This window comes from Bradyrhizobium sp. LA6.8 (genome assembly GCF_040547935.1).
Taxonomy (GTDB): Bacteria; Pseudomonadota; Alphaproteobacteria; order Rhizobiales; family Xanthobacteraceae; genus Bradyrhizobium; species Bradyrhizobium barranii.
Map to the genome: position 1 here is coordinate 138,901 of NZ_JBEPQQ010000014.1, position 13,747 is coordinate 152,647.

Genomic DNA, 13,747 nt, shown 5'->3' on the forward strand with positions numbered 1-13,747 from the left:
GTCATCTGGTTTACTTCCGTTGCCGACTCAAGAGACGTGGCAGGCTCGAACAATCGGCGCTATGCACCTTCGGCAAATTTGTGCTCCCAGGCCTTCGACATACGCAACATGGTACTGCTCTGGGTGTCTGAGGGGGCCCGGGTCACCAAGCAGGTTGCTGACGAGCTGGTTTCGGTTGAAAAAACCATCAAGGTCCCACCGGGTCGGACGATGGAAGAGCCGGGCATTCGCACATGGCCGATCTCGTTCGCCGCCCGAGCATGCTCACCTTTTCGAATTTGGACGCACCTATCGGCCCAAAGCCGGATCGCCAGTGCCCGATCTAACTGCGATGGTCGTTTCTGGCGAAAGCTCCCTCATGGTCGCTATCGTGGACGATGATCCAGCAGTGCTTAGGGCCTTGATCCGCCTGCTACGTTCACACGCATTTTGCGCCCGCGCTTATGGATCAGGACAGGAATTTCTGGCGGCGTTGCTGCCTGTCTTCCGTCCGGACTGTCTGATTGTCGATCTTCCAACGGCCGGAAATGAGCTGGTTGGCGCTTCGGCGGCATCTTATGAGCAAGGGCATAAAGATCCGACAATTCTGATCACGGCGCGTGCCGAGGCAGCGTTGCGCGGTCTACAATCAATTCCAGAATTCACGAGCCAGTGCTCTCCTGCGAATATGTCGTCAGGATCGAGTTCGATGGCGTACCGCCAGGAACAAGCACTTGCGTCGGCTGCATTCGACGATGCTGTCTCATTTGCCGGCCCAGTGAACATTGAACGCACGGCACATCCGCTCGAAAACGCTTACCGCGAGATGAACTCCTGATATGCAGCCGCTCCCTGCTCGATGTCGAAGCAGGCGCGAGATTCGACCGGCGAGCCCGCATCATGATCGAAGAGTTCAATCGAGAACAGCGATGCCGAGCTGGCGCCGTCTTGCGAGCCGTCAAACATGCGAACCTCGCAGCTGCCGATGTGCGCGAGCGTGACGACCCTCGAATCACCTTCTGGAAGGCACAATAACTTGATATAGGCCCGTGCAATCCGCAGCTTTATGAACTCATTGTCGGACGTCCTGCACATGACCGCGCCTCGGAAGGTCTTCATAGTGATGGCTTCCGTCGGCGCTGCGACGCGTTGATACCGGAAAGGCCGCTGACCGGTGCGAGTGGCTCCCATAACGGTTGGCAGCGGCAAGGCCGCTGCCAACCAGGGTCTAGCCGTCTGAGAGCGGCACAGCGACGTAATGGGACGCATCGCCGGAGCGAAGACGCATCAATACGCTGTTCTTCTTGTCCGTCCGCGCGGCGTCGAGCGCCTCGCGAACGTCGCCGGGATTCGACACACTCTTGCCGGCAACCTCCAGGATCAAGTCGCCCTTTTTAAGCCCGCGATCGGCGGCCGCGCTCTTCGGGTCGACTTTCATGACAACGACGCCACCGTCCTTGCCCGCGCCGTTCTCCTTACCAGCCGGCGCGACTGTCAGGCCGAGGCGCGGAATCTCTGCACCCTGCGTTGCGCCCTTCCCGTCAACACCCAATTCTGCCTTGGCTTCCTGAACGTTCGGCAATTGGCCGAGGGTGAGGCTCACGACCTTGCTTTTACCCTTATGCAATACGTCGAGCTTGACCGTGCTGCCGGGAGCAAGGCTGCCGACTACGCGCGCCAGTTCGCGAGCATCTTTGATCGACTGACCATTGACGGCAATAATGACGTCGCCGGAATCGATCCCGGCTTTGGCAGCGGGACCATCCTTCTGAGGATCGGCCACCAACGCCCCGTTGGCCTGCTTCAGACCCATGCTATCTGCGATATCCTGGGTCACTGGCTGACTCTGAACACCGATCCAGCCGCGGTTCACGCTTCCCTTATCCTTCAGCTGCGCGATGGCGGTCTTCACGGTCGCGGCCGGAATCGAAAATGCGATGCCGACGCTGCCACCGGATGGCGAATAGATCGCGGTGTTCACGCCGACAACCTCGCCCTGCAGGTTGAAGGCCGGGCCGCCGGAATTCCCCTTGTTGACGGGCGCGTCGATCTGGATGAAATCGTCGTAGGGACCGTTTCCGATGTCCCGCCCGCTGGCCGACACGATGCCGGCAGTCACGGTGCCACCTAGGCCGAAGGGGTTACCGACCGCAAGCACCCAATCGCCGGTTCGGGCCTTGCTCTCGGACAATTTCACGAACGGGAAGTCGGAGCCGCCCTCGACCTTGATCAGGGCGACGTCGGTGCGCGGATCCGTTCCAATGACCTTGGCGGCATAAGTCTTTCCCGCATCGGTCGTAACTTCGACCTTGTCGGCGCCGTCGACGACATGGTTGTTGGTGACCGCATATCCGTCGGATGAAACAAAAAAGCCAGAACCTTGGCCGATCATTTCACCGTGCCGGCCGCCGCGCCCTGAGCCTTCGGGAGACCCATCAGGGCCGCCGAACTGGTGAAAGAAGCGCTCCATCGGCGAGCCATCGTTCTCGCCCTTCCTGCTCGTATCGACCGCCTTCTCTTTCATCGTGACCTTCACCGAGATCACCGAAGGCTTCACGCGTTCAACCACATCGGCAAAGCCCGCGGGCTGCGCGGCGCCGCCGACTTCGGCGTGCGCGGGACTACCAAGAATATCGAACCCGCCCGAGGCGGAGCTGAAGCCGTAAGCGCCGATGGACATGCCGGTCAAGACAGATGCCATCAATGCGAGTTTTCGCGCTGCGAACGGCGAGCGTCGCGGCGCCTGGAAGGATAGTGCCGTCCGGTAGTCCGAAAGATAGTCGGTCATAAAACGAGTCTCCATGGAGAACTCGGCGCGCGATAGCCCGCCGTTATGACCGGGCAATGCAGGTTTTCACATTACGCAGCGCTGGACGCAGAATTAATGATTCGAAATAACCCGCGGACCAACGTTGCCGTGCCAGCACGCCCGCGCTGCCGGCCCTGGATGCCGGCGTCAAATGGATCGACGGGCAGGCACGCGATCGCGACGCGGGGGATTGGCAGCCAAGCCGGCAGTGCCGCAATCGCTTGATATTGGACTTCCTTCTTGGCTTTCTGCCGCTTCTGCATAGCCACCCGGACAAGCCTGCCGATACGATGAGGTCGAAAGCTTTCTCACCGATGAGACCGCTTCCAACGCGTTAACGCTGGGCTAAACTCACAAGGAGAACGATATGGCAGGCGCCATGAGACTGCATCGGATGGCCGGAATGCTCGCGATGGTGACATTCTGTAATGCGAACATGGCACTGGCCCAGACGTCCCCGGTCCCCTCTTCGATGAAGACGATCGGCACACCAGCCGCAGCGGCACGACCCGAGATTGTGCCCTCGTTAATCGTGCTCAATTCGCGCGGCGCGACCTTGCAGGGAGATACCCTCACGCTAACCGGACTGGCGTCCAATTCCATCATATTCGCCGATCGTCCTGTCAGGGCGGCCGGCCATCAGCTCACCGCCGACGTCATCGCGGACTGGGGATCGGGTGACGACAGTTTTGCGAAGAATCCCCCGAACGCGACCGTGTCGGTCCTCGGCAAGGATAGCTCGGTGAAGGATGCCGTCGTCGTTCTGAGAAGCCCGAAGCTGGAGGGCGATAAGCTGACGTTCAACGTTCAGACACTCGAAGGCGATCTCAACGGCGGCGACGGAGGCGCTGCAATTTCTATCGACATTATCGGACGGCCATTCACGCCATTGTCATTCGCCGGCGTTGCCCGGCGCAGCGCGTTCCGTGGCGCGATGTATGCTGGTGCCGCCGGCGCGGCGGCGTATGGCGCAGCAGCGTATGCCGCGCCTTATGCCTACCCCTATGGGCGGCCGGCCTGCGGATACTATCCCTACCCGCCCTGCTACTGAGGCGAACGGAGTGATCTAGATTACGCGCCTACCTCATTTTGTCGAAGCAAACCGCCCGACGGACCCGTCCGCTGCGCCCTGCAAGCTATCGGCCCCTCTCGACAGGCGAGAGGGGACACTCGGGGAACACCGGTTCGACTTCGATCGGCGTGAAGAAATGTGCCCCTTGAGGCGGCGGTTATTTCGACTCATGTTCGTGGCGACGAGACCTCGGTACCGCGGTTCCACTCAATGTCCTGGTGACGTGGACCGCCAGGCAAGATCATCCGACAACACGTAGATTGTGATCGCCGCGAGACAGAGCGAGATACCGATCCAGAATGCCGGTGAATGGTGGATTCGTCGCCAGTCGCGCGGCTGCGCCTTGGATTTCATTTCGATCACATCCTACGGGCGACGATCGTCGCACTCTGTGCCTAGTGACAGACAATCTTTCCGTCCGGTTCAGAGCAGAACTCCACCTTCCCTGTCCAGCGGTCGAGCCGGTGAACCCCGATCGACGACGAGACGATGTGCCATCTGAAAAGCATCGCCAAGGATACCACGATGAGTACGACGGCGACGATAACGGTGGCGGGGATATGGAAGCCCATTGTTCGAACGCGCTCCTATCGCGGCTATGTGTCGTGGACCACGGCGCGGCCAATCGTCACTATTCCAGGGTTGCGTTGATTGTGATGACCGACGTACCCGAACCATACGCGCTCGTACCTGTCGCCCGCACCGAGAAAGTATCGCTACCTCTATAGCCGGCGCGCGACGTGTACACGTAAGACGACCTATCTATTCGTTGCAGCCTGCCGTGCCTCGGCCGCTGTGACACGCGCGAACTCAATATTTCGCCCCTGACATTCAGCGAGAATAAGCAGCTTGTCCCCGAATTTATCTCAATATAGCCGATCGAGTTGACGCCCCACCCCGATGGCGATCCCGACATTGGGCACTGAGGAGCATTCTGAGCCGCGGCATGGGTTATCAATCCTGGCGCCGTAAGGATAAAAGCCAGCACGGACATTCTTGATAGCCGCATGGTAACCTCCTTTTCATTTCGTTCCAAAAGCCGGTTCTCTGGGTGCCATCTCGCGATCAGTTCATCGGAGTCGTGACGTGGCGTGGAGCAGCCTTTAACGGCCCATCGCTTCGACACCCGAGATTTCGAGAAACGCTCGATGATATTCGACCGCAACATAGACGCATTCCAACGGGACGAGCGCTGTCAGGCGCGGACACGAAACGCCAGCATGACCAATCCTGCGCCCTGGATGAGCAACAGCACACCGAACACAATCGGTACAGCGAACGAGGCCGCGATCGGCGAGCCCAACAGCAATAGTCCGACCAACACATTGATCACGCCGAGAATAATGGGCCCAAGTCCGCCGCCCTTGAATCCTCCCACGATCTGGAGCGCGCCCATAGCCAGGCCTTGAATGCCGAGAATGATGACGATCATCGTAGGGACTGTGAACGCGGCAAATAGGGGATGTCTCAGCACAAAAAGACCTGCAAGAATGCCGACGAGGCCGCTGAGCAAGGACCATATCCAGGGAGTCGCCCGATCGACGAAGACCTGAACCAGCCCTAGCGTTCCGGTAATGAGCCAGTAGAACCCCAGAAACGTCGCCAGCGCCACGATCGTTGCGCCGGGCTGGGTCACCAGCATGAGACCCAGCATGATCCCTGCGAACCCCTGCAGCAGGAATATCCACCAGATGGTCGACCTCTGGGGCAGCAATACGGTATCGGTCATGACAGTTTCCCTCCTGAATCAGCTATCGCGTTCATCGAAAGCGAAAATGCGCCTCCAGTCGTTCTTCATGCTGACGACGATCCATTCATTCTTTCTCGCTTCATCGTAAAGCGCCGGCGTAAAGGTGCCGACCTTGCTGCCGGGAAGGCCCAGCGCCGGACCGTAGGCATATTCACGCTTCGCGTCGTCATGCAGCACAAGCATTTTCAGCCGCGCACCGGATCCGGCGGCGGTCCACTCAAGCATTTGCTGGTCGCCAACCGAGTTGCCGAAGGCGGCACAGGGTCGCCGTCCGATCATCATGTGAATGCCTTCGGGCTTGCCGGCATGGTCATTATTGAGCAAAAGCTTCGGCTCCTTGGTAAGAAACGCCTTGTCGTCCTTGTCATAACCGAGCTTCGTTCCGCCCACGGTGCCGACGACCTGTTCCGGCGGGATGCCATAGACGCGCTCGGAATACACCCGTACGAAATCCTGGCCGCCGCCGGTCACGATGTAGGTCTTGTAACCATTGCCGCGGAGGTAGTTCAGCACTTCGAGCATTGGCTGGTAGACAAGCTCTGTGTAGAGCCTTTTCCAGCGCGGATCCCGGGCGGTTTCAATCCATTGCTTCACCTCAGCATTGAATTGCTCCACCGGCATCCCAGTCAGAGTAGCGGCAAGGATCTTCTCGAGATCCTTCATCGTGAATTTTGCCATAGCCTCAAGATTGCCCGACAGCACGGTCTTGAAGGGTTCGATACTCTTGAGTTCGGGCTTTTTCGCCACCACGGCCGGAACGCGATCCAGGCAGTACATCACTTGCGAATACATTGGATGCTCGACCCAGAGCGTACCATCCTGATCGAACGTCGCGATGCGCTCCTCGGGCGTCACGAACTGGGGGCTGCCTTGCATCGTGGTAGCGCGAACGAACTCGATGATCGCCTGCTTCGCAGCTCCCTCGTTCCAGGAAGCTAGCGCGTTACCGGTCGCTGCGGTCTGCGCCTGCACCGACGTGGTCAGGAGCGGTCCAGACACGGCTGGGAGTACCGCCAACGCCGACAGGACGGTACGGCGGTTAAAGCCAATTGGCGAAATTATCGTTTCACGGGATGCCTTGTTCATTTACGTCCTTCCAGACCCATGACATCAGGCTAGTTGTTCGCGGGCGGACTCCTCAGCTTGTCCATCGCCTGCTCTACCGAGAACGAGCCGGGTTTCTGTCGTGGTGGAAACGCGACGAAACTCTGGAGATGCTGCCCCACGATGCCTTGCGCCGGAACGATCACGAACGCATGTTCGATGAACCATCTCACGTAGTCGCCGGCCTCGTGTTGCGCTCGCTCAAACGGATCCGAGCGCAGGTTGAACAACATCGGCAGGCGGAGCTGAACGAGTGGCTGTTGCCAGACACTGAAGCCTTCGGCCTTCTGTTCCAGAAACACCGCCTTCCACTGCTCATAGCGAAGTCCGGCAAGGTTGCCGTCGTCGGTCCAGTAGAAGAACTCGCGGCGCTTGTCCGGCCCGTTGGCGGAGAGCAGTTCGCGCTGGTCGTAGCCGTCGAGGTGAACCTTGAAGGTCTTCCCCGCCGCTTCATAGCCTTGCAGCAGCTTGTCCTTGACCGCGGGCTCGCCCGCGGCGGCGACTAAGGTGGTCGCCCAATCCTCCGCTGAGAATATCTCGTTGATCTCGGTACGCGGCGGCACCGTTCCGGGCCAACGGATCATCGCCGGCACGCGGTAACCGCCTTCCCAGTTGGTGTTCTTTTCGCCGCGGAAGGGCGTGGTACCGCCGTCGGGCCACGAGAACGTCTCGGCGCCGTTGTCGGTGGTGTAGATCACGATCGTATCGTTGGCGATGGCGAGGTCGTCAAGCTTCTTCAGCAACTGGCCGACCTGGCCGTCATGCTCGACCATACCATCCGGATAGATTCCAAGTCCGGTCTTGCCTTGGGATTCCATCTTGAGGCGGGTCCAGATATGCATGCGGCTCGGGTTAAACCATACGAAGAAGGGTTTCTTATCGCGATTGGCGCGATCGATGAAATTCATGGACGCGTTGAGGAATTCATCGTCAATGGTCTCCATGCGCTTCTTGGTGAGCGGCCCGGTGTCCTCGCATTTCTGCCGACCCCAGGCGCCGAAACGGGGATCTTCGCCAAGCGTGTCCGTGGTGCTGGCGACGCACTTCATGACGCCGCGCGGACCGAATTGCGCCTTAAAAGATGGATTCTTCGGATAGTCCGGATTTTCCGGCTCATCCTCAGCATTGAGGTGATAGAGGTTACCGAAGAACTCGTCGAAACCGTGTACCGTCGGCAGGAACTCATTGCGATCGCCGAGATGGTTCTTGCCGAATTGCCCGGTGGCGTAGCCCTGCGGCTTGAGCAGTTCGGCGATGGTTGGATCCTTTTCCGACAATCCCTCTTTAGCCGCCGGCAATCCCACCTTCAACAATCCGGTTCGCAGCGGGCTTTGGCCGGTGATGAACGCGGCGCGGCCGGCCGTGCAGGATTGTTGGCCGTAATAGTCGGTGAAGATGGCGCCTTCGTTGGCGATGCGGTCGATGTTCGGCGTACGGTATCCCATCATGCCGCGATTATAAGAGCTGATATTCCAGTACCCGATGTCATCGGCCATGATGACGAGGATGTTGGGTTTCTGCTGTTGCTGCGCGCAAGCCGGAGCCGCGAGAGCTGCCGCAGCGAGAGCCAGCGCGAACGGCATGCTTCTGCAAAGCTGTTTCATAATTTCCCTCTGGTCGAATTTGTTTTCCGTGACTTGTCGGTCAATCGTATGAGTCTCGCGAGAGCGCACGGACAATCGAATGGCTGCAGCACAGCACGCCCTTGCCTAATCGTGACCCCGATGGAGGCTGCGCGCTATGCAAATTCGGCACAGTGGTTGGGGCGTCATGACGCCGGTCCGGGATCGAGCTGCGCGACGTGCTCGATTGCGCTCCGTCCATTCGGACGAAATGGGCATTATTATCAAACACTAACGCCAAGCCCTCCGGAGGCGTTGATCAACTCTCGAAGAGCCCGCAAACATCGACAAGTAGGTTGCGCGCAAAGAAAATTAGGTTGTGGCAAGCTTGCTCGGGCGTCCAAGCTCAGCGTCCGAGCGACTTCGCTAGACTTTCCAAATTCTGCGGATTGACATGAATCAAGCCATGCCTCGGAGCGTCGATATCGGCGATGATGAGAAAGGCGATCGATATGACAAGGGGTAGCACGAGGTTCAGCTTCCTCTCTGCTCGTCCGCTTTTCGACCGATATCCGAACAGCACGTTGGCAACGAGCGCGATGGCAACCATCAACCACCAGACGGCTCGGGGAATACGGTTCCAGAACGCCGACTGCGTATAGCCCTGCGAATTGATCACGTCGTTCATGCCAGCGAGCACCAGCGCCGCCACCGGCGTTGGTTGTGCGATCGCCGGTTCGCGGACCGCGGCCCACAGCTCGGCCTGCAACTGACTGGTTGACCGATCGATCTGGATTCGCCTTTCGTCGTCAGGATTCATGTAGAACAGAATACGCTGATCGAGGTAGGCGCCGAGAAGTTCGCGCACCTTGGCGGCACCTGCCGGCGGAAGAAGATCGGCGCGCAGGACTTCGGTTCCGATCGCGTTCGCCTCGGCTTCCTCGAAATTCTTTCGCTGATCGTAGCGATTGCTGGCCATCGAAACGCTGAAGCCGATAACCAATGCGAGCAGCGTCAGGGTGGCCGCTAGGATGATGCCGAGATCCTCTTTCTGCTCATCTCGGGCTTTCGGATCGCGGTTGTGCAGCCACGAGCCCGCCAACGTGGCCAGCCACAGAGCGAGGAAGACTGCTATCGATAAAAGCAATGGGTAATGCGTGAGATTTTCCATACCTCTGTCCGGCTTGAGCCGATTGCGGAACTTATCGCATTTCTCGCAAACCTAAAGATCGAATGTGCTTCTGTGGTGCGGTTTTTCAGTCCGCGGCTCTACGCAAAGTGGTCGGGCGCATTTCTCCGAATATCCTGCGATACCTTACGGCGAAACGGCCGACCTCGGGGACAGGCGCCGGAAATCAGGATCGAAGGGTATCTGGAAACACTTCTCAAACAGTCGTTCGAGGATCGTTCCGTTTCCGGGGTGAGATTGGTAGCGGGAGAGCGCTACCTACGTTCCCCCCGACCGCTTTCCCCTGAGTTTATGGTGTCGGTGGCCTAGCTGCGCTGGGGCCACCTTCTCCCCTCGTGGGAGTTTCGCGCCGCGTTCTCTCAACCGGGTCCCGGTGCCAGGCGGCAAGCCGCTCGTTACCCTGCGGGACGCGGCGCATTACGTCACCACGGTGCCCAAGGCTGAGCACGACGCCCCGGAATGGCAGGCCGCCATGGAAGCGCTACTGCTGGTATCGTTGCGGGCACCATGTCGAAAGCAGCGCCGATGGTTGGCCCGATGAGGTCCGGCTCTCCGACATCGAGCCGCGCTTCATCTGTCAACGCTGCGGACAACGCGGCGCGGAGGTGGCGGCCGAAGTTTTCGCAGGCGTGCATGGGGACGAGCTGACGATAGGTCGGTGGGAAGCAGCATCAGGGAATATTTTTCAATGGGCGAAAGCAAACAGAAGCGTCGCGCGCACGCGGCCGTACTGGACGGTTGTCCGTGGTGCATCTATTGCGGCGGCGATGCGCCTGCGACGACTATCGATCACGTCTGCCGGCACAACGCGGAGCCTGAGCCCACGCCGCGACGGAAGCGGGCGAAGGTCTATCGGGTCATTCGGTGATCGAAGCATCCTCTATTGCAGAAACATGGGGACTGACGCAACCGTGGCCAGCCTTGTGATTGCCTGCGTGCTAGGATTGATCCCTTCAACTCTCCCCAACTAGCACGGGAATCACCAGATGGCTCGCAAGCCAGCCGCTCCACCGGAGATAGAGCCAAAGGTTTTTCAGAATACCGACGAAATTGCTCGCGCCATCGTGAAACTTGAGCGACGCATCAAAGAGATTTCGGATATCGATTTCGTTGCCGCCGAGCGTCATCACACAGGCGCGGACGACGCAGCAAGGAGCAACCTGCAGAAAGCGATCTTAGAGATTTACGGCCCAAACTCACCTGAATATCGAGAACATCAGCATATTGATTTTTGGGCCGGTCCTATGTTCGTGGACATGCATCCGGGTCAAATATTAGAAGGGCGCGAAAATGGTCGCAGGCAAGTCTTAGGCATCATCAGCGGGTTGATCGCGAGCCTCAAGGAAAAGCGCGAGGACCTTGAAGGTGGCGAACGACCAGCACCGTCAAGCTATTTCGAAAAACTCAATCTTCATCCCAGAATTGCGGATGTTGCCCGTGACCTGTTTCTTGACGGCCACCATTTCGACGCGGTTTTTGCGGCGGCAAAAGCACTAGTGAATTTCGTCAAAGAGCGATCAGGACGCCACGATCTTGATGGCGCGCCGCTAATGCGCACGGTCTTTTCGAAAAATAGCCCGGCGCTTGCCTTTAATGATCTCTCGGACCAGACAAAATTGGACGAGCAAGAAGGCATGATGCATTTGTTCGAAGGCGCGGTGCTAGGTATTCGCAACCCCGGCGGCCATTCGTTTCCGGAAGGTACAGAACAGCGCGCGATAGAGTACATCTCCCTATTAAGTCTTCTTGCCTATCGCGTGCAGGAAGCAAAAAAACCTTCCAAACCGTAGCTGTCAGCCGCAACAACACGGCTGCTAGATACAGTACGTCGTCAACGGGTGTTCTCCATGTGCAACCTCTACAGCATTCGCGAGCATCCTCGCGCTCTTTCCGGTAGTCAACCGCCACGTCGGCAACTTGCAACCACGCGGCGGTCTTTCCTGGACTATCCCCGGCCGCCCCTGATCCGCAACACTGAAGTTGTAACCGAGATCGATGATGCGCTGGGGCATCAATCATCAACCCCGCGCCAGCTTCACGACAGCCCGACGCACTTGATTTCAATACACCGAGCGCAGATCAACTCGCCGTCCCCGGCCGGTGGCGCAAGAACGGTCAGCTCTTCAGGCGCGATTTCTTCTTCGCAGTGATCGCAACAGGGGATTTCGAGCATCCGCGCATTTGCTTCATGCAGTTGTGGCGAGAATTCGGTAGGCTCTTGCTACACGCCTTTCTAAATGAAAGAGGAGGGCCGCAATTCTGCGCTGGACACTCGCGCGTTGGTCACAAAAGGATAGGACCAAAGGGGAGCCGCCTTATGAATGAGCGAGAGCACCAAGACGAAGACGCAAGCGAAGATCGAGGTCAGTCACAGAAATCTGGTTCGCTGTTTCACTACACTACCGCATCTGGCTTGATCGGCATCATCTCGCAGCGCGTGCTTTGGGCCACTCACGCAAATTATCTGAATGACACCGCCGAACTGAAAATTCTATCGGATTTGCTTACGCCGCAAATATCTCAAGAGTTTCGTCAATGCATACCTAAGCTGATAGCCGCAAACGCGTTTTTGCCCGGTCTCCTCAATAGCTATGGCGAGAGCATCTATGACAGCGAAGCTCGAAATGCTTGCAGAGCGGTGATGAGAGCAATCGAGGCCGTAGCGCCAATGTACGTCACGTCCTTCTGCATGCACGCTGTTGGAAGTGAAGAGAGCCGGCACGGGCTCCTCAGTCAGTGGAGGGGCTATGGTCGCGGCGGCTTCGCGATTGAATTTGACGAGAGCGAGTTGGATAGGCTCACCGTTTTGGAAAACACAAATCGATCTATTCAGATGATCGCAACTCGCAAGGTCGAGTACACAAGTCACGAGAAGGCGGCAAACAAAGATCGTTTCATCGGTCTCGGACTTGCGGCACTGAGCACTGCGTTTCGCGAAAAGACACCAAACTTAGCCGCACGGGCAGACGTTGCAGCCATTCTTAGTAATGTAGAATTCGGCACCTACGTAGGTGCATTTCTGGAAACGGTTCCGTTTCTCAAAACACCGCGCTTCCAAGAAGAAAATGAATATCGCCTCGTTGTTGCAGCGACCCGTCCGAGTAAGACTAGCGAGGAGACGCGCGCAACCATTCCAATCCATTTTCGGGAAGGAGCGGCTGGGGCGGTAGTACCCTATATCCGACTGTTTGAAACTTTGGACGCAAAACTACCGATCAAATCAATCATCGTCGGCCCGCACCGAGACCAAGAAAACCAATACAACGCCGTAAGCCTCTTGCTCGAAGAGAACGATCTCGAAGTTCCGGTGCACCGATCTGACACGACACTTCGTTTCTGATGTGCACTCTCTACAACATCAAGTCCAAGAAGGATGTCGCTGGTTTTTGCGCTTATGAGGATCGGCCGCGCCAGAGGGCCTACTGCCATCGCCGCCCGGATGAAGCGATACCGTCGTTTGCACACTGGTGATCAGGACGCCGGGCGCTAAGATCAGGAATAATTTGTGAGGCTCCGCATGATAGATTCGGTTTCCGATCCGAATGTCGCCGATCAGGAACCCTTTTTGACCGCGTGGATGAGAGCGGTTCTGATCATAGTCGTTCCGATCGCACTCTTGTGTGTGATCTTGGTATATGGATGGGGAGCTAGTCCTCGTCCCTGTAAAGTTGCGTTCCCGATGTGGATAGGATGCACACGAAGCCATGGTCCGCGGCTCATCGTCGGACATTCGGCTGGCCGCACGCAAGGAGCATTCGTTGGCTCTCGTCGCCGCGTTAAAAACGTGGTTCGAGAAACAGTTGTCGATGATCTCCAGCGGCTCGACGCTCGCCGAGGACATCCGCTATGCGCTCAATCATTGGCAGGGGCTGACCCGCTTCCTCGAAGACGGGCGTCTCGAGCTTGACACGAACCCGGTCGAGAACGCCATCCGGCCAGTCTGCCTGACCAGAAAAAATGCGCTCTTCGCCGGTCATGAAGTCGGCGCGGAAAACTGGGCCTTGCTCGCCTCGATCGTCGCCACCTGCAAGCTCAACGACGTTAACCCGGCCGCCTACATCGCCGAAACACTCGAGGCAATCATCGACGGCCATCCCCATAGCCGCATCGAAGACCTCATGCCGTGGCGATTCCGCAAAACGTCAAGCCAGCCTCAATAGGGTTGCGGCTAAGCGCTTACCCCCGGTCTGCGCGGCGCCACCATCATGGGGGCCGGCATCCGCAAACCTTCACAAAAACGGAAGTGCAGGTAATATAGATAGCGCGTCGCACAATATGCCAG

Annotated in this window: 10 protein-coding genes and 1 pseudogene; 5 read left to right on the top strand and 6 right to left on the bottom strand. The window is 58.1% G+C overall.

Annotated features, from left to right (window positions below):
* Positions 1 to 358: 358 nt before the first annotated feature.
* Positions 359 to 817: a response regulator transcription factor gene (locus tag ABIA90_RS42125; protein ID WP_354122499.1), complete on the top strand. Its 459-nt coding sequence runs from the start codon at positions 359 to 361 to the stop codon at positions 815 to 817.
* On the opposite strand, the gene ABIA90_RS42130 is transcribed toward ABIA90_RS42125, so the two are convergent.
* Both ABIA90_RS42130 and ABIA90_RS42135 read right to left on the bottom strand, forming a co-directional pair.
* Positions 796 to 1,098 carry a hypothetical protein gene (locus ABIA90_RS42130; protein ID WP_354116485.1) on the bottom strand — a complete coding sequence of 101 codons (303 nt, stop codon included), beginning with the start codon at positions 1,096 to 1,098 and terminating at the stop codon, positions 796 to 798. The genes ABIA90_RS42125 and ABIA90_RS42130 overlap by 22 nt on opposite strands.
* 109 nt (positions 1,099 to 1,207) lie before the next feature.
* Positions 1,208 to 2,767, bottom strand: a complete 1,560-nt coding sequence (locus ABIA90_RS42135) for a Do family serine endopeptidase (protein ID WP_354116484.1) — start codon at positions 2,765 to 2,767, stop codon at positions 1,208 to 1,210.
* Positions 2,768 to 3,155: 388 nt separating this feature from the next.
* On the opposite strand from ABIA90_RS42135, the gene ABIA90_RS42140 reads away from it, so the two are divergent.
* Positions 3,156 to 3,839 (top strand): hypothetical protein, encoded by a 684-nt coding sequence (locus ABIA90_RS42140; RefSeq protein WP_502916679.1) that lies wholly within the window; start codon positions 3,156 to 3,158, stop codon positions 3,837 to 3,839.
* 1,216 nt (positions 3,840 to 5,055) lie between these two features.
* On the opposite strand, the gene ABIA90_RS42145 is transcribed toward ABIA90_RS42140, so the two are convergent.
* The 4 genes from ABIA90_RS42145 to ABIA90_RS42160 all read right to left on the bottom strand — a co-directional run bounded on the left by ABIA90_RS42145 (position 5,056) and on the right by ABIA90_RS42160 (position 9,447).
* Positions 5,056 to 5,589 carry an HdeD family acid-resistance protein gene (locus ABIA90_RS42145; protein ID WP_354116483.1) on the bottom strand — a complete coding sequence of 178 codons (534 nt, stop codon included), beginning with the start codon at positions 5,587 to 5,589 and terminating at the stop codon, positions 5,056 to 5,058.
* Positions 5,590 to 5,607: 18 nt separating this feature from the next.
* Positions 5,608 to 6,696, bottom strand: coding sequence for an HAD family hydrolase (locus ABIA90_RS42150; protein WP_354116482.1), 1,089 nt, complete (start codon positions 6,694 to 6,696; stop codon positions 5,608 to 5,610).
* A 29-nt stretch (positions 6,697 to 6,725) separates the two neighbouring features.
* Positions 6,726 to 8,318 carry an arylsulfatase gene (locus tag ABIA90_RS42155; RefSeq protein WP_354116481.1) on the bottom strand — a complete coding sequence of 531 codons (1,593 nt, stop codon included), beginning with the start codon at positions 8,316 to 8,318 and terminating at the stop codon, positions 6,726 to 6,728.
* 364 nt (positions 8,319 to 8,682) lie between these two features.
* Positions 8,683 to 9,447: a bestrophin-like domain gene (locus ABIA90_RS42160; RefSeq protein ID WP_354116480.1), complete on the bottom strand. Its 765-nt coding sequence runs from the start codon at positions 9,445 to 9,447 to the stop codon at positions 8,683 to 8,685.
* Positions 9,448 to 10,451: 1,004 nt separating this feature from the next.
* Here ABIA90_RS42160 and ABIA90_RS42165 point away from each other — a divergent pair.
* From ABIA90_RS42165 to ABIA90_RS42175, 3 genes and pseudogenes are all read left to right on the top strand, one after another.
* Positions 10,452 to 11,255, top strand: coding sequence for a TIGR02391 family protein (locus ABIA90_RS42165; protein ID WP_354116475.1), 804 nt, complete (start codon positions 10,452 to 10,454; stop codon positions 11,253 to 11,255).
* A gap of 527 nt (positions 11,256 to 11,782) precedes the next feature.
* The gene (locus ABIA90_RS42170; protein WP_354116474.1) at positions 11,783 to 12,805 is read left to right on the top strand and encodes a DUF2971 domain-containing protein; all 1,023 of its coding nucleotides are present in this window, start codon (positions 11,783 to 11,785) and stop codon (positions 12,803 to 12,805) included.
* A gap of 352 nt (positions 12,806 to 13,157) precedes the next feature.
* Positions 13,158 to 13,625, top strand: a pseudogene (locus ABIA90_RS42175) (IS66 family transposase); the annotation flags it as partial.
* Between the last annotated feature and the right edge of the window lie 122 nt (positions 13,626 to 13,747).